20 protein-coding genes are annotated in these 20,545 nt (G+C 46.5%); 11 read left to right on the top strand and 9 right to left on the bottom strand.

Annotated elements, in window-relative coordinates; genetic code table 11:
- Window positions 1–360 precede the first annotated feature (360 nt).
- The 6 genes from ACMXYN_RS17465 (at window position 361) to ACMXYN_RS17440 (ending at window position 5,373) form a co-directional block, all read left to right on the top strand.
- A complete protein-coding gene (locus ACMXYN_RS17465; protein ID WP_415892878.1) occupies window positions 361–1,335 on the top strand; it encodes a DUF1852 domain-containing protein in 975 nt (324 codons plus the stop codon).
- A 26-nt stretch (window positions 1,336–1,361) separates the two neighbouring features.
- A complete protein-coding gene (locus ACMXYN_RS17460; RefSeq protein WP_415892877.1) occupies window positions 1,362–2,390 on the top strand; it encodes a methionine synthase in 1,029 nt (342 codons plus the stop codon).
- A gap of 111 nt (window positions 2,391–2,501) precedes the next feature.
- Window positions 2,502–3,332 carry a sulfite exporter TauE/SafE family protein gene (locus ACMXYN_RS17455; RefSeq protein ID WP_415892876.1) on the top strand — a complete coding sequence of 277 codons (831 nt, stop codon included), beginning with the start codon at window positions 2,502–2,504 and terminating at the stop codon, window positions 3,330–3,332.
- Between the two features lie 310 nt (window positions 3,333–3,642).
- Window positions 3,643–3,912 carry a hypothetical protein gene (locus ACMXYN_RS17450; protein WP_415892875.1) on the top strand — a complete coding sequence of 90 codons (270 nt, stop codon included), beginning with the start codon at window positions 3,643–3,645 and terminating at the stop codon, window positions 3,910–3,912.
- Between the two features lie 16 nt (window positions 3,913–3,928).
- On the top strand, window positions 3,929–4,240 hold the full coding sequence (locus tag ACMXYN_RS17445; protein ID WP_415892874.1) for a hypothetical protein: 312 nt from the start codon (window positions 3,929–3,931) through the stop codon (window positions 4,238–4,240).
- A 257-nt stretch (window positions 4,241–4,497) separates the two neighbouring features.
- Window positions 4,498–5,373, top strand: coding sequence for an alpha/beta fold hydrolase (locus ACMXYN_RS17440; protein WP_415892873.1), 876 nt, complete (start codon window positions 4,498–4,500; stop codon window positions 5,371–5,373).
- Window positions 5,374–5,403: 30 nt separating this feature from the next.
- Here the strand turns inward: ACMXYN_RS17440 and ACMXYN_RS17435 are convergent, their stop codons facing one another.
- Window positions 5,404–7,560 carry a TonB-dependent receptor plug domain-containing protein gene (locus tag ACMXYN_RS17435; RefSeq protein WP_415892872.1) on the bottom strand — a complete coding sequence of 719 codons (2,157 nt, stop codon included), beginning with the start codon at window positions 7,558–7,560 and terminating at the stop codon, window positions 5,404–5,406.
- 19 nt (window positions 7,561–7,579) lie between these two features.
- The gene (locus ACMXYN_RS17430; RefSeq protein ID WP_415892871.1) at window positions 7,580–8,176 is read right to left on the bottom strand and encodes a chorismate--pyruvate lyase family protein; all 597 of its coding nucleotides are present in this window, start codon (window positions 8,174–8,176) and stop codon (window positions 7,580–7,582) included.
- A gap of 49 nt (window positions 8,177–8,225) precedes the next feature.
- Between ACMXYN_RS17430 and ACMXYN_RS17425 the strand changes: the two genes are divergently transcribed.
- The gene (locus ACMXYN_RS17425; RefSeq protein ID WP_415892870.1) at window positions 8,226–8,813 is read left to right on the top strand and encodes a DUF1415 domain-containing protein; all 588 of its coding nucleotides are present in this window, start codon (window positions 8,226–8,228) and stop codon (window positions 8,811–8,813) included.
- Here the strand turns inward: ACMXYN_RS17425 and ACMXYN_RS17420 are convergent.
- Window positions 8,810–9,709, bottom strand: coding sequence for a LysR substrate-binding domain-containing protein (locus ACMXYN_RS17420; RefSeq protein WP_415892869.1), 900 nt, complete (start codon window positions 9,707–9,709; stop codon window positions 8,810–8,812). The two genes, ACMXYN_RS17425 and ACMXYN_RS17420, sit on opposite strands and share 4 nt — an antisense overlap.
- 113 nt (window positions 9,710–9,822) lie before the next feature.
- Between ACMXYN_RS17420 and ACMXYN_RS17415 the strand changes: the two genes are divergently transcribed.
- On the top strand, window positions 9,823–10,371 hold the full coding sequence (locus tag ACMXYN_RS17415) for a pyridoxamine 5'-phosphate oxidase family protein (protein WP_415892868.1): 549 nt from the start codon (window positions 9,823–9,825) through the stop codon (window positions 10,369–10,371).
- Between the two features lie 11 nt (window positions 10,372–10,382).
- The gene (locus tag ACMXYN_RS17410) at window positions 10,383–10,979 is read left to right on the top strand and encodes a glutathione S-transferase family protein (RefSeq protein WP_415892867.1); all 597 of its coding nucleotides are present in this window, start codon (window positions 10,383–10,385) and stop codon (window positions 10,977–10,979) included.
- Window positions 10,980–10,996: 17 nt separating this feature from the next.
- Here ACMXYN_RS17410 and ACMXYN_RS17405 read toward each other — a convergent pair whose 3' ends face one another.
- The 6 genes from ACMXYN_RS17405 to ACMXYN_RS17380 form a co-directional block, all read right to left on the bottom strand.
- Window positions 10,997–12,502: a diguanylate cyclase gene (locus tag ACMXYN_RS17405; protein ID WP_415892866.1), complete on the bottom strand. Its 1,506-nt coding sequence runs from the start codon at window positions 12,500–12,502 to the stop codon at window positions 10,997–10,999.
- A gap of 143 nt (window positions 12,503–12,645) precedes the next feature.
- Window positions 12,646–13,377, bottom strand: coding sequence for a phosphate signaling complex protein PhoU (gene phoU / locus ACMXYN_RS17400; RefSeq protein ID WP_415892865.1), 732 nt, complete (start codon window positions 13,375–13,377; stop codon window positions 12,646–12,648).
- A gap of 20 nt (window positions 13,378–13,397) precedes the next feature.
- Window positions 13,398–14,231, bottom strand: coding sequence for a phosphate ABC transporter ATP-binding protein PstB (gene pstB / locus ACMXYN_RS17395; protein ID WP_415886296.1), 834 nt, complete (start codon window positions 14,229–14,231; stop codon window positions 13,398–13,400).
- A gap of 23 nt (window positions 14,232–14,254) precedes the next feature.
- The gene (pstA, locus tag ACMXYN_RS17390; protein WP_415892864.1) at window positions 14,255–15,943 is read right to left on the bottom strand and encodes a phosphate ABC transporter permease PstA; all 1,689 of its coding nucleotides are present in this window, start codon (window positions 15,941–15,943) and stop codon (window positions 14,255–14,257) included.
- Between the two features lie 27 nt (window positions 15,944–15,970).
- On the bottom strand, window positions 15,971–18,244 hold the full coding sequence (locus ACMXYN_RS17385; RefSeq protein ID WP_415892863.1) for an ABC transporter permease subunit: 2,274 nt from the start codon (window positions 18,242–18,244) through the stop codon (window positions 15,971–15,973).
- Window positions 18,245–18,388: 144 nt separating this feature from the next.
- A complete protein-coding gene (locus ACMXYN_RS17380; protein ID WP_415892862.1) occupies window positions 18,389–19,360 on the bottom strand; it encodes a PstS family phosphate ABC transporter substrate-binding protein in 972 nt (323 codons plus the stop codon).
- A gap of 223 nt (window positions 19,361–19,583) precedes the next feature.
- On the opposite strand from ACMXYN_RS17380, the gene ACMXYN_RS17375 reads away from it, so the two are divergent.
- Window positions 19,584–19,985, top strand: coding sequence for an acyl-CoA thioesterase (locus ACMXYN_RS17375; protein WP_415892861.1), 402 nt, complete (start codon window positions 19,584–19,586; stop codon window positions 19,983–19,985).
- Between the two features lie 49 nt (window positions 19,986–20,034).
- Complete coding sequence (locus ACMXYN_RS17370) at window positions 20,035–20,532, top strand: hypothetical protein (protein WP_415892860.1); 498 nt, start codon at window positions 20,035–20,037, stop codon at window positions 20,530–20,532.
- Window positions 20,533–20,545 lie beyond the last annotated feature (13 nt).

Here is a 20,545-nt window from a genome sequence, read left to right as displayed (position 1 = left end):
GTTAATTTTCACTGATCAATTAGTTTCCCTCATACATTGTCTATTCGCTGCGCTTACCTAGAACCAGATCCTGAGCATCACCGATGCCGATGCAGCCTGCGTAAAATGGGCGCTCATCCAGCAAAAACATACCTCGCAGTGCCTCTTCAAAACGTTGCCTTAATCAATTCATGAGCAAAGGTCATCAAACCATAAATTTTAATCAATTTTTTTCATAAAGCCGTCCCTGTAAAAAGTGAACTTAACTTAACGCTCACCAGAAGTAAGACTGCGCCTAATATCGGCCAATGTTTATTTAAGGCAGGTGAACAGTCCAGAGAGCGATGAAAAGTCAGACTTAATTTCTACGGAATACAGATTATGAGCAACGGTTTCGAATACAGCATTGAGCGCATTAGTTTCGATGAAAACTATGAGCCATCAGGCAATACTCGCCTAACAACTAACTTTGCCAACTTAGCCCGTGGTGAACAGCGTAAAGAAAATTTGAGCCGTGCGATCAAGATGATTGATAACAGCTTTAATACGCTGGCGACTTGGGATAACCCAAACAATGATCGTTACTCGGTAGAGCTTGAGATCATCCATGTTGATATTGATGTGCAAGGGAATGGCGATAACTTCCCAACGATTGAGATCTTAAAAACGTACATCCTTGATCACAAAACTGAGCGCCGTATCGAAGGCATTGTTGGCAACAACTTCTCCTCTTACGTGCGTGATTATGATTTCAGCGTGTTGTTGTTGAATCACAACAAAGATGCAGAGCAATTCAGCGTGCCGGACAACTACGGCGAGCTGCATGGCAACATGTTTAAAGACTTTGTGAACTCAGAAGCTTACAAGCAGAACTTCAACAAACTGCCGGTGATCTGCCTGAGTGTGTCGGATAACAAAACCTATTATAAAACGGCGAATACCCACCCGGTTTTAGGTACGGAATACGAGCCAAACGAGCCGTCATTGACCGAACAGTACTTCAAAAAGATGGGCATGGAAGTGCGTTACTTCATGCCGCCAAATAGCGTGGCGCCTTACGCGTTCTATTTCTACGGGGATCTACTCAACGATTACACCAACCTTGAGTTGATCAGCACCCTTAGCACGATGGAGACGTTCCAAAAGATCTATCGCCCAGAGATTTATAACGCCAATGCTTTTGCCGGTGAAGTGTTTAAACCAAGTTTGAAGCACCAAGATTTCTCACTAACGCAAGTTGTGTATGACCGAGAAGAGCGCAGCCGTTTAGCGGTTGAACAGGGCAAATGGGCGGAAGAACACTTTATTAAGCCCTATGGGGAAATTCTTGAAAAATGGTCTGCTAACTACGCGTAAGCCAAGATTATAGAGTTGTATAAATTATGAAAAACTTACTACCTACTTCAACTGCTGGCAGTTTACCTAAACCCTCTTGGCTAGCAGAACCAGAGCAACTTTGGTCACCTTGGAAACTTGAAGGTGAAGAACTCCTATTCGGCAAACAGGATGCACTCCGTGTGACCCTGCAAGAGCAAGAAAATGCCGGTATCGATATCGTTAGCGATGGTGAGCAAACACGTCAGCACTTTGTGACTACGTTTATCGAGAACCTGAGCGGCGTTGATTTTGAAAAGCGCAAAACCGTTCGAATCCGTAACCGCTATGATGCCAGCGTACCGACTGTTGTTGGTCCAGTGAGTCGTCAAAAGCCAGTGTTTGTGGAAGACGCTAAGTTTCTGCGTACGCAAACAGATCAGCCGATTAAATGGGCACTACCAGGGCCGATGACTATGGTTGATACCCTGTACGATGATCACTACAAGAGCCGTAAAGATCTAGCTTGGGAGTTTGCCAAAGTGCTAAACGAAGAAGCGAAAGAGCTTGAAGCGGCTGGCGTGGACATTATCCAGTTTGATGAACCGGCATTTAACGTCTTCTTTGAAGAAGTAAATGAATGGGGCATTGCTTGCCTAGAACGCGCGATTGAAGGGCTTAAATGCGAAACAGCCGTGCATATCTGCTACGGCTACGGCATTAAAGCCAATACCGATTGGAAAAAAACGCTGGGCTCGGAATGGCGTCAATACGAAGAGACGTTCCCATCACTGCAGAAATCCAATATCGATATCATCTCTTTGGAGTGCCACAACGGTCGTGTACCGCTTGAAGTACTGGAGCTGATTCGTGGTAAGAAAGTGATGGTGGGTGCGATTGATGTCGCGACTGAGACCATTGAGACGCCAGAAGAAGTCGCCGAAACCCTGCGTGGTGCGCTTAAGTATGTTGATGCTGACAAACTTTACCCTTGCACCAACTGCGGTATGGCACCTCTATCGCGCGAGATCGCACGAGGCAAGTTGAATGCACTGCGCGCGGGTGCAGAACTGGTTAGAAAAGAGTTGGCAGCTTAAGACTGTCTCACCCAAGCAGCTCGACACTCATTTTAAAAAAGGGGTCTTATGGCCCCATCGCTTTATGGCTATAAACCTTAGGGTAGAGCCACTGTATAGAACCTTCCCTCAATGAATATCACTGAATTCTTTATCAACAATATCCCCTCCTTTTTAGCCCTACTGGCAACCGGTGCATTCGCTGGCATCTTAGCGGGTTTACTCGGTGTTGGTGGTGGCATCGTAATCGTACCGGTGCTGTTTTTCCTCTTTCAGAGTTTTGGCGTATCACCAGAATCTGCCATGGTTGTGGCGACCGCAACCTCATTAGCGACCATCGTTCCCACCTCGATCAGCTCGATTCGCTCCCACCACCAAAAAGGTAATGTCGACTTTGATCTACTAAAACGTTGGGCCGTCTTTATCTTTGTCGGTGTTTTGATTGGCAGTTGGCTAGTAACACGGGTCGAGGGGACTTGGCTCACTGCGCTATTTGGCGTGATCGCGACGCTATCTGCACTGAACATGCTATTTAGAACCGGTAAATCTGCACTGTTCCAACAACTACCGGGCAAAGCAGGGCAAACGGCGATGGGCACATCCATTGGCTTTTTCAGCTCGATGGTAGGTATCGGCGGCGGCACGATTTCGGTGCCTCTGCTGACCCTATACAACTACCCTGCGCATAAAGCGGTAGGTACCGCCGCTGCTATCGGTTTAATCATCTCCCTTCCGGGCGCTATAACAATGTTGTTGCTGGGCAGTACACCAGCCGATGCCCCTGCAGGCACATTTGGCTTAGTAAACTTGATCGGTTTTCTCTGCATCGTGCCACTGACTGTTCTGTTCGCCCCTATCGGCGTATCTATCGCATTGAAGTTGGATGCAGGCAAGCTTAAGAAAGTGTTTGCGGTGGTGTTGCTGATTACGGGATTGCGGATGTTGTTGCAGTTGGTTCTTTAAGAAGTAGCTAGTGGCAAGGACGCCGCTGCGCGGCTAGAGATCGCTTCGCTTTTAGGACGCAGCTACGCTGCTAGAGGACGGCTGCGCCTAGAGGAAAAGCGTGGGCATGTATTGGCTTCTGTTTTGTGCCAATAGCGGACATCCCCAAGGTATAAATTCAGAGAAATTCCCGTAGATTATGAACAAGTCATTAAGTAGAGTCATTCGAGGAAAGTTTTGTAAGGGCTAGTGTTGCTTATAAAGGACACTAGCCCTTAATCTGGTTACGTCTATGTAATTGACGCGATAAGAGAAGCAGTAAGGAGTGCTAATGACAAATGTAATGGTATGGATACTTCGACTTCCGTTCTTGGGGATTATCTATGCTGTCATTATGGGGTTGTTTGAGAATTCCTCCGCATTGAGCAAGGAGGACTGGGCAATGTCTGGTGGTGGTATTTCACTGTGTATTGGTGTGTGCATAGCAGCTGGTTTGCTTAACAAACCTATGCCTGCAGAAGAGCAATCGAAGATAGTTAAAAGAATGAATCTATTTTTCATGCTTGCTGCAGCGGGAATAGTATTCGGTAGAAATCTATAGAGAATAGGGGCTTTTTATGCTTTCTGCTAACTGTCCATGTTGTAAAAAATTAATCAATGCGAATGATGCAAACTCAGCTGAGAAAGGGAGCGCTCTTGGGAATTTTATTTGCCCATTTTGTCGCGCAGAGATTGTATGGGCAAAGAAATCTCAACTGTGGTTACTACCAACCATGTTTATGCTTCCCGTATTTATCATTTGCGCAGTGATAGATGGAAACAGCAAAGTAGATAGTTGGGTGGAATACTTTTCAATTGCTGTCTCGGTAGTTGGTTTTTTTGGTCTAATGGCTTCATACAGCTATGAAGAAGTGAAAAGAAGTAACTGACTATGTGTGGTTGCCTTAAATATTAATGTCCGCGATTTATCGAAAGCAGGGTGTAATAGCGAAGCGTATTACACCAATTCAAAGCCTGAACTAGGGTTAGCGGGAGTAATACTTGCCTAGAACTGGTAGGTCAGCTCTATGATTTAAATAAGCTGAGCTGTGCTCAAAAAAGAAACTTTTCTTGATTGTTTATGCCATTGTCTGGGTTGTCTCGTAACGTATATTGAAGGTCAAACTATACGATACTTAGATAAATAATGACTTCAGGAATAAATAAAAAAGATCTTAACTTTCAATGCAAAGACGGTTGCGAATTAGCCGGTACGCAATATATTCCTGCAGAGGTCAGGGCAAATGGAAACGCCATTCTTTTTGCCCCTGCAACCGGCATGAAACGTGGGTTCTATAACAGTCTGGCAAGCCATTTAACCTCTATAGGTTATTCGTGTTTAACCTTCGAAAATCGGGGTGTTGGTGATTCCTTACGGGGTTCTATTAAAGACTGTAAAGCTAGCTTAATTGATTGGGGAACCCTAGATTTAGCTGGCGCATTTAATGAACTTCAGAGATCTTTCCCCAATCATAAGTACCACATTGTCGGTCACAGTGCGGGAGGTCAACTCCTAGGCCTAATCCCAAACTGGAACAAAATTGGCTCTATATTCAACTTTGCTTGTTCCTCAGGGCAAATTGATCAGATGTCGGCACCTTTCCGGTATCAAGCTAGATTCTTTTTAGATATTTTTATCCCGATCAGTAATAAGCTTTTTGGATATACCAAATCTGAATTGGTCGGCATGGGAGAGTCTTTGCCCTCGCAAGTAGCTGCTGATTGGAGACACTGGTGTAATGCACAAGGCTATGTAGAAACCGATTTTGGTAAACGTATCCAAGAACACTGGTTCTACGAAATGGATTGCCCAAGTTTATGGGTAAATGCCAGTGACGATAGTATCGCTAATAATCATAACGTAGATGATATGACCCGGGTCTTTACAAAAATGCCGATAGAGCGCGTTGAACTGGACCCATCAAAGGAGGGGCTCAAAGAGATCGGTCATATGAAGTTCTTTAGTAAAAAATCTGAAAAGCTCTGGCCATATTTGACAAACTGGCTAGAAAAACACGCATAAAAAAAACCGTGTTTTGCCAAGAAATATCACCTAGAACTGGTAAGTCAGTTCACCTAATACGCTGCGCCCCTCAATTGGGTAGTCGTTAGGGATGATTGAAGATGCAGGGGTGGTAGCATCTTTATCCAGTACATTTTTTATGATCAGTGCTGTACTGAGCCCAGCTAGTTTGTGCTCTTTAGAAAGCTTTAGATTGGCCCATGAATAACCACTGTGTTTTTTGCGTGTGTCGTTTGGAGCCCTGTTACTTGAACCGATCCAATGATTATTCAGGTGTAGTTTCCAATGATTGGGGAGACGGTAATCTACGGCTAGGTAGCCTGTGTGGTTTGGAATATCGGCAACACTGCCACCCGTCATCGAGTTTTTTGTATTGAGGTAGTTGTATTGAGTTTTCAGTTTTAACGCATGGCTGATATCCCACGTTCCCTCGATCTCTACGCCGTAACCTTTCTGTTCCATCGAGTTCTGGAATTGATATACAGCACCGTTAAATTGGTTGGTAATCAAATCATCGGCTTGGTAGTAAAAGAGCGTGTTTTGTAGATGCAGCGTTGCTTTAGGTTTAATGTCGGCAACCAGTTCCAGCGTTTCTATCTTTTCGGGTTTAAGCGACGGCGAGCCAAGTCCACCGGGGTTGTTCTTTAAATATAGTTCGCTGAATGACGGTGCTCGGAAGGCCCTACCGTAGAGTAATTTGCCGGTAAGTTTTTGATTCGGCTCCCAAACCAAGCCCATTCTCGGATTAAATACTCGGCCAAAATCGGAATAATGATCTACACGCCCACCGACGGTGAGGGTCCAGTTTTTATTTAGCGTCCATTGGTCTTGAATCGCTAAAAATGCATTATGACGTTCATTATCTTCTGAATAGACGTAAGGCTGATCGCTAACGTCGGTTAAGTTGCCATCAACAACCGTTTCGGTGCCGTCTAACACACCGGGACCAAAGTTCTTTCTTTCTTCGCTGCGGAAATTACTAAATTGCCCCCCGACCTGAAAGCGCCAAATATGATCGGGTGAACCAACATAGTTTAAAATGAGATCAACGTAAGATTTATGCATTTTGGCGGAAGGAATGCCTATGACTCCATCTGTAAAACGGATTAAGTTGCCTCCCGGAGTATATGGGTTTCCATCGCTGCCAATCGGAATGATACTGTTTTTAGGAAACAGGATTAAGGTGCTTTCACCTTCTTGATAGTGGTAGGAATAGTTGTTCTCGACGGAATATTGAGGGTTGATAATACCTCGATATTGCAGATGTGACATGAAGGAGTAAGTGTCTTCATAACCCGAACTGTCTAGGGCACGAGCACCGCCTTGGCCATTACCAGCCTTATGGTTATGCCAAAACCAGTTATTCCAGCTCCAGTCACCTCTATCGATATTTAACATCGCATTGGTGACTGAGTAATTTCTATTAAGCTGGCCGGGCGCTAATGATGCGTTTGAACCGAACCATATGTCATTAAGCGACTGGAAGTCTTGAGTAATAATTCTGGAATCATCGCCGTCACTTTGTTGTTGTTCGAGTGAAAAGAAATACCCTTTGCCAAAGCCATCAAAATCGCTGTGCTGTACCGTGAAATCACGACTGCCAAAGCTACCCGCTCTGGCTTGAAACATAGGTTCAGCAAAATTTTGCGAACGTTTAGGCACGATATTGATTACACCGGAGTAGGCATTCGCACCATATAACGCAGAGCTAGCACCTTTGATCACTTCAATGCGTTCAATTGCGTTGAGGGGCAATCGAAATGTTGTGGGAAGGCCGCCACTGAATGGGTTTTTAAACTCTATTCCATTAAAGAGAACCAGCACTTGAGTGGAAAACCCATTTTGAATACCGCGAATACTGTAGACCGGGTCCAATCTACTTAGATCTGAGCGCTGGACATGTAATCCTGCAACCGTTTCCAGTACCTCATCGAGATGTGTTGCACCCATAGCTTCTATTTCTGCAGCGGTGATGACGCTAACCGTACCGGGTGATTTTCGGATCGCTTCTAGATGGCCTGAAGCGATCGTAGAGAAGTAGTCACCTTCATGGGGGTAGCTTCTTTCATCAAAGTCACGTTCATCGAAGGGTGAATTCGGGTCGGCAGCGATGCTCTTTGCGCTAAGAATTAAGAATAAAACGAGTAAAAATAAAGGCTGTTTTATCAATAAATTAAGTAAACGCATCTGGCTATTCTCCGCATTATCACTTGCCTAATAGTTCAGGCAAAAATGCTTCAGAAACCAGTAAGGGTTTATTGGACAGGAAAAACACCGAACGGCGTGCCCAGATCTCGGTTTTATCTTGCAGTTGCAGACGACTGATCTCGATAGGATCGCGGCGCATGGTTGGATCGGTAAATAGCAGACTCCCCAAAGAGCGGTTACCTAACATGCGTAGTTGCCGTTCGCGGCCGGTTAGGGTTTGTGCTGGGATAATCGAACGGGCAAATACCCAAGGTACATCGTTACCGATCAACTGAACTTCGCGAACTAGAGCGCATTGGCGCTGATCTATGCCTAAGGCATTGGCCTCGGAGCGGGTTGGGCGCATCCAGCCTTGTCTTACCACCTCAACACGGAAATTGCCCTGACTGCGTTTTACCAAGCGCTGGGTTAGTGAGCCGCTATCCAGCAACCAACTTTGCCATTCGTGAGGCACCGCAGTTTTGAGTGGTCGACGTAGTTTCAACCAACGGGTATCAAAACTTTGTGTGGTAAGAGCAGACTTGATAGGCACTGGGGTACTTAGCTTCCTAATGATGAGTGGCGCTATATTAGCAGAAAGGGAGGTCTGCATCATAGGCACCAAAAGGGAGCATTGACGGGGCAGCTGGGGTAAAATAGCGGCTATGACGACTGATAAATTCTCTTTTCCAGCAGCACAGGCAGAACAGTTAACTCAACAATGGGTTGAGGCGATTGTGGTTGGCCTAAATCTATGTCCCTTTGCGGCACCTGAAGTTCGCAATCAGAGCATCCGTTACGCGGTATCTCATGCCAGTGTGATGACCGATGCAGCGCAGGATTTCCTAGCTGAGCTTGCGAAAATTCAGGACTCGCCTGAAGAAGAGTTATCCACAACCTTAGTTGCGTTTACCGAGACAGCGGTGGATTTTGAGTCGTTTCTGGATCTGTTAGATCTTTGCCAAACTATGCTTGAACGTGCAGGCCTAGCCGGTGTATTCCAACTGGCGAGCTTCCACCCTGATTACTGTTTCTCTGGGGTTGAAGCGGATGACATTACCAACTGGACCAACCGTGCGCCGTTTCCAACCATTCACATTATCCGTGAAGGACAGATGAGCCGAGTGTTGGTGCACTATAAGAACCCAGATGAGATTCCAGAGCGCAATATGGCGTTGATGGAAACTATGGGGCGTACTGGCTTAATCGAGCGCTTCCCACCCCTGGCCCAATACTGGCCTGTAGAGTCCTAATCACTTTTTAAGCGTTGCTGTAACCTTGGTCTTGCCCATTCAATAAAGGCGCGGCTTCTGGATGAGAGGCGGCGTGAGTGTGGATAGACCAGATTGACCGGAATCGATGGGCTTTCAAACTGCTCTAGGACTGGGATCAGCTGACCCGTTCTGATATGCGGATTCACCTGATAACTTAAGAACTGACCGAAACCGCGACCTTCTCGACACGCATCCACGGCAGTTTCTACATGATTGGTTTTAAAGCTACCCTGGACATTGATTCTGTATTGCTGGTTACCCTCAGTGAAGCCCCAAGTGGCGTGAGATCTAAGCGCAGTGAGGTGAATACAGTCGAGCTGCTCTAATTCATCTGGGTGATTCGGTACCCCGTGCTCTGCAATATGGGCTGGACTTGCACAGACTTTATATTTCACCTCCCCGACCTGTTTCGCGATCAGGGTAGAGTCGGGAAGGGGGCCTATACGCAGGGCGATATCCATACCTTCCTCGATCAAATCGACCACACGATCCAACAGCAGTAGCTCCACCTCCATCTCTGGGTAGGTATCTAAAAACTCATTAATCACAGGGCTGAGATGTAGGCGGCCAAAGGTTTGTGGCGCAGTGATCCGAATCACCCCTTTAGGTATCGTTTGCTGCTGGCTGAGGGCATTTTCTGCATCTTCCACTTCCAACAATATCTGGCGGCAGCGCTGACAGTAGTCATCGCCTTCCTCGGTTAGGCTGAGACTACGGGTGGTACGATAGAGCAACTGAGCACCGAGCTCTTTCTCTAGTGCCGCCAGCGTTCGGACCACCGAAGATTGGGACATGGATAACTTTTCTGCTGCTGCACTAAGGCTGCCGCAGTCGACAATTTTGACAAAAACCGCCATCGCTTTGAGTTTATTCATATCTGCAGATTAATGCATAAAGTGCATTATTGAAATCTAGTTTGCTCTATTTATTGCGTTATCTGTTTTTTACATAATGAATGACATGATCAATGTTGAAGCAAGGTGTTCTCATGGCCCATCGTTTTAGCGACATAACCTTTACCGAGTCTGTACTGGCGATGCAGCAGCGTTTCGGCAGTTATGAAAAGTCTGCTGTGGTACGCCAGCGAATGCCTGATTTTGATCGTTTCACCGAGCGTGAAGCCGACTTTATCCAAGCGCGGGACAGCTTTTATATGGCGTCAGTGGGGGAAGATAGCTGGCCCTATATTCAACACCGCGGTGGTGAGGCTGGCTTTCTACAGGTGTTGGATGAAGAAACCTTAGCTTTTGGGAATTTTAGCGGAAATGGTCAGTATCAAAGCTTAGGCCATTTCTCCAAAAACGATAAAGTAGCGCTATTTTTAATGGATTATCCCCATCGTCGGCGCTTAAAGATCTTAGGCCGGGTCAAGCTACTCTCGGTTGAAGAACATTTAAAACTCTATGCAGATCAGATGGAAAGTTCGGCCAAAGCGGAATCGTTTATTCATATTAAACTGGAAGCATTTGACTGGAATTGTTCCAAGCATATTACCCCTAGGTTCACAGAAACTGAGTGGGCGCGGGAATCAATTTAAGGAGTATAAGAATGAAACTGTATGATTTGGAACCATCAGGCAACTGTTACAAAGCGCGACTGTTTGCATCACTAACCAATATTCCGCTAGAGCTGGTGGCGGTGGACTTCTTGGCGGGTATGCATAAGCAGTCACCGGTGATTGATCTGAATCCGTGGGGTGAAGTACCGGTACTGGAGGATGGCGACACGGTACTACGCGATTCCCATGCAATCTTGGTGTATCTAGCGCAGAAGTACGCAACACCAGAGTGGTATGGCAACTCTCCAGAGGAGCAAGCTGAGATTCAGCAGTGGTTATCGACTTCGGCAAATGAAATACAAAATGGCCCGGGTGCCGCTCGCCTAGTTGATAAATTTGGTTATGAACTGAATAAAGACGCGACGCTGGTGGTGGCTGATAGAATTCTAGGGCTTCTAGAATCCCATCTGTCTAATAACGACTGGTTAGCGCTAGATCGTCCGACGATTGCTGATTGTGCCGTGATGCCTTATGTAGGCTTAGCATGGGAAGGTGGAATTAAGTTGGAAGATTATCCACAGATCGGCCAGTGGATCGATCGCATTAAAGCACTACCAGGTTTTATTCCGATGTCTGGCCTAGAGTAATCTGGCTTAGAGTCTTTCTAACTGAGAGTGACCCTGTTACGGCCATTCTCTTTTGATTGATAGAGTGCTTGGTCGGCCAGCTCGATCAGCTCATGCGGCGAGCCTCCTTTAGACGGATTAATCGAGGCTACGCCGGCACTGACCGTTGCGGTATTTCCTGTACTGGAAAAGTTATGTTCGATCTTAAGCTCGGCAATTGCAGAGCGAATCTTTTCAGCAATTAGCTGTGCGCCATCAATATCTGTCTCTGGCAGAATTACCGCAAACTCTTCACCGCCATAACGACAGACCATATCTTGCGCACGTTGAATGGAGGCTTTTATAGTTTGCGCGATGGTACGTAAACAACCGTCACCAGCTAGGTGGCCATAACCATCGTTGAACAGTTTGAAATGGTCGATGTCGATCATGATAAGAGAAAGGTTGCGCTTAGAGCGCTGCGCACGTCGCCATTCCGTTTCAATATTGCGTTCAAACTCGCGGCGGTTATTGACCTGAGTTAGACCATCAACACGAGCCGAGCGTGCCAGTTGATCCTGAGACTGTTTTAGCTGCATCAGAATCTTAATGCGTGACTGTATTACAGCAGGCGCACGGTTTAGCGCGAGGAAATCTGCGGCTCCTGCTTGATAAGCATCCAGCTCTAGTTGGTCCTCAATCTGTTGGCTCAGGAATGCAATCGGCAGCGGGAACTCATCTTTATTTTTGTTTACCTCTTCGCAAAGCGTGAACATATCCGACCACTGATTCTCTGTACCGAGGAGGAGTAGATCCGGTGCATCTTCCTGCAGTAAGTTTTTCAGCTCGGTTAGGTTAGCCGGTAGTAAGATATTGTAATCGTTACGCAAGATAGCGATCACCGGCCAAACGATCTCGATACTGTGATCGCAGTAGATGGCGATAGTTTGTTGCTCCGAGCGCGGGCAGCTCTCTCGATGTTGATCCTGAGAGTCGATCTCTTTGCCTTTAAAGAAGGCTTTAAGATCTTCAGGGCTAGGTAAACCTAGCGAGATACGGCCATCGTCAGCGCAGATCACTGGGATACGCAGGTTAAAATCACCTTGCTCCCACGCAGTTTGCCACTCGATCAGTTTGTTTTCTTGTGGCTCTTCGATATCCAGCTCGGTTGGCAAGCCTGCTTCCATCAAGCAATCGTAGATAACCGAAACATCCGCTATATCTTTACCTTCGACCCAAAGAGCGCGGTAGAGTAGACGGCGGAGGTGGATCGATTTTTCAACGTCATGCTCAGCGGCTTCTATCACACAAAGGCTGGCAAAGTGGCTGTCACTACGCGCTTTAGGCAGCGCGACTTCGATATTAGGTACACGGCTTCGAACAACGAATACTTCGCTGGCGAGTTCGGCCTGACTTTCGGCGGTTTTATTAAAAATCGCGATATCAGGTGCGTGCTCAACTAAGCGCCAGTCCACTTGCTGCAAAAGACCAAACTGATGCAACTGCTCATGCAAGGCATAGCAGAAGGGGCAGTTGAGGTCGGCGTATACAGTGTATTGCAGCATGGGAGCCCTAGTTGATAGATGAGTCATATAAGTATCGACCAATATACGAATAACTTTGGCGATAAATACAAAAAAAGCAGCCTAAAGAGGCTGCTTTTTAAATCGATAAGGCTTATTAAACCGTAGCTTAGATTAATAAATAATTAATCTTCGTTTTCTGGTTTAACGGCTTTTTTGATCTGCTTAAGGCTACCGTGGCGTACATCAGTACCGCTCACTAGGTAGATCAGGTGAGCAGCCATCGCACGTGCGTGTTCAGAGATACGCTCAAGGCTACGTAGAACCCAGATTACGTTCATTACGCTAGATATAGAACGTGGATCTTCCATCATGAATGTTGCTAGAGAACGCATCGCAGAGCGGTATTCCTGGTCTACAGATTTGTCCATCTTCGCTACGCGGTAAGCAAGTTCAGTATCGTTACGGGCAAATGCAGTTAATACGTCTTTAACCATCTGGCGAACTAGGTTGCCGATGTGACGTACTTCCTGATAGCCGCGCGGTGATTCGCCTTCGTCTACCAATTCGATAGCGTGACGGCAGATGCGTGCAGCTTCATCGCCCATACCTTCAAGGTCTGATACCGCTTTAGATACAGCGATGATCAAACGAAGGTCACTTGCTGCTGGCTGACGACGTGCGATGATCTTTGTGCACTGCTCATCGATCATCACTTCCATATCGTTAGTCTGCTTATCAACCTTGCGCGACTGTTCCGCAAGGTCTGCATCGCTGTTTAGTAGAGCGTCGATACAGTCGTGTACCTGACGCTCAACAATGCCGCCCATAGTTAGCAGTTGGGTACGGATTTGCTCTAGTTCTTCGTTGAACTGAGCCGAAATATGCGTGGAATAATTGTCTGTATTTAGTTCCATGATCTGATTCCTTCCCCAAATTAACCGTAACGGCCAGTAATGTAGTCTTCAGTTTGTTTCTTAGCCGGGTTAGTGAACAACGTATCTGTTACACCAAACTCGATAAGATCACCCATATACATAAAGGCAGTGTAATCAGATACACGCGCAGCCTGTTGCATGTTGTGGGTTACGATCACGATCGTGAAGTCTTTCTTCAGTTCGTGGATCAGCTCTTCAATCTTCAATGTAGAGATTGGGTCAAGTGCAGATGCTGGTTCGTCCAACAGTAGAACTTCTGGTTTTACCGCAATCGTACGAGCGATAACCAAACGCTGCTGCTGACCACCGGACATGCCTAGTGCACTCTCGTGTAGACGGTCTTTAACTTCGTCCCAAAGCGCAGCAGATTTTAGTGCCCACTCAACTGTTTCGTCGATAACGCGCTTCTTAGTTACGCCCTGAATACGCAGGCCGTAAGCAACGTTTTCGTAGATAGATTTCGGGAATGGGTTTGGTTTCTGGAATACCATGCCCACGCGACGACGTAGTTCTGCGATATCAACGCTGCGGTCGTAGATGTTGTTGTCATCCAGCAGGATCTCCCCTGTGATACTGCAATCATCTACTAGATCGTTCATACGGTTGAAGCAACGTAGTAGTGTTGATTTACCACAACCAGAAGGACCGATAAACGCAGTTACGCGGTTCTTAGGGATGTGCATGTCGATACCGTGAAGCGCTTCGTTATCGCCATAGCTCAATTTAAGGTCTTTAACCTCAAGAGCCATTGTTTCTTCTTCAAGGTTCAAAATACGGTTATCTCGTTGCATTGTAGAGATATCAATTGCGTGTGTTTTAGCTTCGCTAGTCATTGTAGCAACCTTTAAAAATTCTATTACATTTCAAGCGCTTTGTATTTTTCACGTAGGTGGTTACGAATCGCGATTGCAGACAAGTTAAGTGCCGCGATTACTGCCACCAACAAAAACGCTGTTGCGTATACCAGCGGACGTGCCGCTTCAACGTTCGGGCTCTGGAAACCAACATCGTAGATGTGGAAGCCCAAGTGCATAAATTTCTGATCCAAGTGCAGGAACGGGTAGTTCATATCCAATGGCAGACTTGGTGCTAGCTTAACTACACCTACCAGCATCAGCGGTGCTACTTCACCTGCCGCACGGGCAATCGCTAGGATTACACCGGTCATAATCGCTGGGCTAGCCATTGGGATTACAATCTTCATTAGGGTTTCGAACTTCGTCGCACCTAGTGCCAAAGAGCCTTCACGAACCGCACGTGGGATACGTGTTAGGCCTTCCTCTGTTGCTACGATCACAACTGGAACTGTTAGCAGTGCAAGTGTGATAGAAGCCCACATTAGACCTGGCGTACCAAAGGTTGGTGCTGGTTTCGCTTCTGGGAAGAACGCGTCATCTATGTGACCACCCAAGAAGTAAACGAAGAAGCCTAGACCGAATACACCGTATACGATTGACGGTACACCCGCCAAGTTGTTTACAGCGATACGGATAACGCGTGTTACAAAACCTTGTTTCGCGTATTCACGTAGGTAAACCGCAGCTACAACACCGAATGGCGTTACGATCACAGACATGATGATAACCATCAGCACTGTACCGAAGATTGCTGGGAAGATACCGCCTTCAGTGTTTGCTTCACGAGGATCTGTACTTACGAATTCCCAGATCTTAGAGAAGTAGTGAAGGATCTTGCCGCCTAGGCCCATATCGTTAGGTAGGAAAGCACGCACAACGTGTGCAACTTTGAACTCTACGATTTTGCCGTTTGCGATCTCAGCAACCACAGTGTCGCGGTTAAATTTCTCGTAAAGTGCGAGTAGATCACCTTGCAGACCTTCGTACTCTGCATCTAGTGCCGCACGCTTCTCTTCAATCTCTTTGTACTGAGCTGGGTCAGTTACATTTTTAAGCTGTAGAGAGCGCTCTTGCAGACGTAAACGCTCCAACTTGTAGTTGATAGAGCCAATACGGTCTTTTTCGATATCTTCGATGTCACTGTGGATATCTAGCGCACGCTCGATACGGCTCTCTAAAAGCGCCCAAAGTGCTAGGTACTCGTCAGTTTTTTCGTAACCTTCGTAGCTAGAAACCAGTTTGCCATCTTCTTTGATGCCACGTAGGTAACCGTAGAAGTTACCCCATTCACGACGCTCAGCAGTGAATAGCATTTCTGGTTTAGAAGGATCTTTAATGAAGTCTTCCAGAACCCATATGAAGTCAGTACCACCGTGGTCACGGTTACCGACTTTCATCAGGTTACGCTTCATGCTCTCAACACCTTCCGGTACCGCTACGCCACTATCGCGTAGTTGAGCTGCGGGAACATCTTCAGTTTGGACTTTTTCACCGATCAGGGTAACGCTGTTTCCCTTATCAACATAAGTCGCTTGGATAACATCTGCAGGCCAGAAGTGACCCAAACCGCGAATTGCGATAAGAGTCAGCAGACCTACAACCATGATCAAACAGATCGCTACGGCACCGGCATTAAGCCATACCCAAGGTGCGCCGGATTTTGACCATTCAGTAAAAGACTGTCGCATTACTATATTTCCTCAATCAGGCACAAATTACAGAGAGCCGTACTTCTTACGTAAACGTTGACGTACAACTTCCGCCACGGTGTTTACGAAGAAAGTGAACAAGAACAGTACGAACGCTGCCAGGAATAGAATACGGAAGTGGGTACTACCAACTTCAGATTCCGGCATCTCTACTGCAATGTTTGCAGCCAGAGTTCGCATACCCTCAAAGATATTCACGTCCATGATTGGCGTGTTACCTGTTGCCATCAGTACGATCATGGTTTCACCTACTGCACGACCCATACCGATCATAACTGCAGAGAAGATACCTGGGCTCGCTGTCGGCATTACTACGCGTACCAGTGTCTGCCATGGTGTAGCACCTAGTGCTAGAGAACCGTAAGACAGGTGTTTTGGTACAGCGAAGATCGCATCTTCAGTGATAGAGAAGATCGTTGGGATAACCGCAAAACCCATCGCGATACCTACTACTAGCGCGTTACGCTGGTCGTAAGGAATGCCTAGCTCTTGAGTTACCCAGTAACGCATCTCAGTACCGAACAACGCTTGTTCTAATCCTGGAGCGACCCAGAAGCTGAACATTGTTGCGATGATTACAACAGGGATCAGCAGCGCTGCGTCCCAGCCATCTGGAACTAAGTAGCGTAGTGTTTTAGGTGCACATGCCCATGCATAAGCGAACGCGATAATGGCAGCAGGCACGACCAGTAGGGTGACAAAGATCCCCGCTAGGTTTACCTCCATAAATGGCGCTAACCATAGACCTGCTAGGAAGCCCAAAATTACCGTCGGTAGAGCTTCCATCAATTCGATGAAAGGTTTTACCTTACGGCGCATTGACGGCACCATGAAGTAAGCTGTGTAGATCGCACCACAGATCGCCAGCGGCGTACCTAGAAGCATTGCGTAGAACGCTGCTTTTAACGTACCGAATGCTAACGGCATCAAGCTGTATTTAGGCTCGAAGTCGTTGGTAGAAGCGGAAGACTGCCATGTGTACTCTGGCTCTTGGTAACCTTCGTACCAAACTTTCTCCCACAGTGCGCTCCAAGAGATCTCTGGGTGTTCGTTGTGAACCGCCCAAAGCGCTAACTTACCATCCTGTTCAACTAACAATGCGTTAGAACGAGGTGATAGAGCGATCATATCTACATTGCCTTGAGCAACGGCAGCTGTAAGTGAGTTACGTGATGCTGTTGTGCTGTAGAAATCGATAACGCCTTGGTCCGAAACCGTTACAAAACCTTTGCGGCGGTGCTCAATAGAGATGCTGCTGATAGGTGAAGTGCCGTTTTCGAAGCTGCGAATCTGGCGCATTAGCCATTCGCCTTTTTCGTTACGAACCAAGAACCACTGTGAAGTCACACCTTTATCATCTGAGATAAGTAGGGAGTTACCACCGATCAGTAGCTCAAAAGAGGTGATCTTGTTTTTGGTCGTCTCGATTAGCTGAGTAACTTTAGGGCCACCGTCTGCTTGCATATCAACGATGCCCAACTTGCCGCCTTCACCAGAGATCATCATCCAACGACGATCTGGCATCAGCAGTAGTTTCTCAGCTGGGATATTCATATTAGGAAGCGTAATGCGGTTAGTGTCCGCTTCTACTTCCTCAGTAATCAGGTTCTCGGTAAGGGAAACTTCAGTCGCAGCGATGTTTGCTGCCTGACCACCGATAAGTGTCCATTCTTCCTCTTCACCATTGATTGCAAGTAGCTCAAGTGATGAATCGCTTACCTGAATCAGTTCAGAACCCAGTGGGTATTCCACTTCTGGCGTGATAACACGTACGCCATCAGGGTAAGTAGAACGGTATTTGTGTTTGAAGACCTGCGCCTGACCGTTGCTGTAACCCAAAGCGAAAATACCGCTATATTCAGAAGCTAGAGCAAAGCTGCTTACTGTTGCACCTTCTGGAATATTGGCAGTTTCTGTTTTGATTACGTCACCGTTGCGGCTGTTAAAAAACACCAACTGACCAAGATCTGTAACACGCAGAGCGATCTCTGTTTGTTCTTCCATTGTCAGATAAAGTGTCTTGCCGTCACCGGGAACAGTGTAAGGGGCAATTTCCTGTCCATTTTTCTGCCAAGGTTCAATGCTGGCAGATTCGAACAGCGGTGCTACTTCATAAAGTAGATAAAAGAAGATCAGAAGGATTGCAACAATAACGCTGATACCACCAAATGCGATACCACCTGAAGCAAGTTTATCCTTCAACGCACGTATGTTTCTGTGTCGCTTGGCCGACGCGGTATTAAAATCCAGGTCGGACGTTGCAGTGTTTTCTGTACTCATGGCACATAGGTCTCGGAAGTTTACTAAGAAGACGGCGCATACAATATGAAAAGTTTGTTACATCTGTATTACAGTGACTGTCATAAACGAAAAAAGGGGGCCAAAATGGCCCCCTTTTTCCTAAGATCAGATGATCAAGACATATTACATGCCTAGCGCTTTCATCTGCTTCTCTACAACTGCCGCTGGTAGTGGGATGTAGCCGTCTTTAACTACTACTTCCTGACCTACTTTAGACATAACCATTTTCAGGAACTCTTTCTCTAGAGGAGCTAGAGGCTGACCTGGCTTCTTGTTTACGTATACGTATAGAGAACGAGCTAGTGGGTACTTGCCGTTTAGCGCGTTTTCTGGAGTTGCTTCTACGAATGCGCCGCCATCTTTCTTAGTAAGAGGTAGTGCACGTACAGATGCAGTTTTGTAACCGATACCAGAGTAACCTAGTGCATTAAGAGAAGTAGATACAGACTGTACTACAGATGCAGAACCTGGCTGCTCGTTTACGTTGTTTTTGAAGTCGCCTTTACATAGAGCTTTCTTCTTGAAGTAGCCGTAAGTACCAGATACTGAGTTACGACCGAACAACTGGATGCTCTTGTCAGATAGGGAACCTGCTACACCAACATCACCCCAAGTTTTAGCGTCTGCAGCAGCGCCACACTTACGAGTAGAAGAGAAGATAGCGTCAACCTGGCTGATAGATAGACCTTCAACTGGGTTATCTTTGTGTACGAATACTGCTAGCGCATCGATTGCTACAGCAACAGGCGTTGGCTTGTAACCAAACTTCTTCTCGAATGCAGCGATCTCTTTGTCCTTCATCTTACGAGACATAGGACCGATGTTAGAAGTACCTTCAGTTAGCGCTGGTGGCGCAGTAGAAGAACCAGCTGCTTGAATCTGAATGTTAACGTTCGGGTAGTTACGCTTGAACTCTTCAGCCCAAAGCGTCATTAGGTTAGCTAGTGTGTCGGAACCTACAGAAGAAAGGTTACCAGAAACACCAGAAGCCTTAGAGTAAACTGGTAGGTTCTTGTCTAGCAGGTCAGATGCGTTTGCAGCTACACAAGTTGCAGAGATAGCAACAGCAGCAAGCAGCTTTTTCATTGGTTTCATGTATAGGCTCCAAAGAGTCTTAAAATTAGATATATGAGTTAAGATGCGAACACTATAATTTTCTTAAATGACAAAAGTGTGACACTTAGAAAAGAATTTTTACGTTGTACATATTCAGGGTATTAGCCTTTTGTATTAGAGTAAGCTGACTAATAAATACAAAATTCACAGTTTCTATCATTACCCTAAGGAGTGGGGATGGCAGTAAAGGAGGGGAAATCCCATGGAGCATGTTGAGGAAAATAGCCACCAGCCAGCAGGTGAATTAAGCCTACTTCTGCCGGCTTCAAGCGATGCCACCAATATGTTTGGCGATGTTTATGGTGGTTGGGTGTCCGCCAAAATCGTACAGGCAGCCGAGATTTATGCGGCTAAATTATCTAAAGGCCGCGTTTCTACCGTATCGGTTGGGCAGATGGCATTTTTATCACCGGTACTAGAGGGAACTATTATGTCCTTCTACACTCAATTAATTGAAAGTGGCCGCAGTTCTTTGCGTATCCACGTAGAAGCTTGGGGCTGTTGCCCCGATGGCACCGAACTACGAAAAGTGACCGAAACCGAATGTGTGCAAGTAGCCATTGATGGCCACGGCCATATCCGTGATCTGGCGGTTGCCATATAAGCGGCTATAGTTACCTCTAAGATCAACCATAACAACAAGGATGTTAAATATGGCTCACGCAGATCCGTTACCTATATACGAACAACTATCTGACACTGACAGTGTGATTGTGCAGGCAAATGACTTTGTTTTTCGCCGATCTTGCCTAGACGCATATGAAGTGGCGTTAAAATTCTGCTTAGCAGAGTTGCACTTACCTAACTTACTGGATCAGGACTCGATGCACGCAGTTGAGCGCTATATCGCTCGACACTTCGCGGAGTTTTCGTTGGGTACACAGCAAGGTTTAAGTCAGGCGCCAGCGATTTGGCAGGCTTATCACAGCGCTTGGCCACAACTGTCGACCTCAGAAAAGCAGGCCTTTGGGTTTACCGTTTTATCTTTAGTGTTTGGTGAAACGGTTGCTGCTGAAGCGGTCGGGTATGCAGGTACTTCTGCACCGGCAACGTTGCAAGCCTTTGATATTGATGCCATGAGTCATGATGTTATTTATAACGGCATAGGTCAGACAGAACCGGATGGTAGTCTTTTAATAGACGAGAGCTAGCATCATATCGGAC

The sequence above is a fragment of the Neptuniibacter sp. PT8_73 genome (assembly GCF_047778045.1).
Taxonomy (GTDB): domain Bacteria; phylum Pseudomonadota; class Gammaproteobacteria; order Pseudomonadales; family Balneatricaceae; genus Neptuniibacter.
This window is presented reverse-complemented; position numbering and strand designations above follow the sequence as displayed.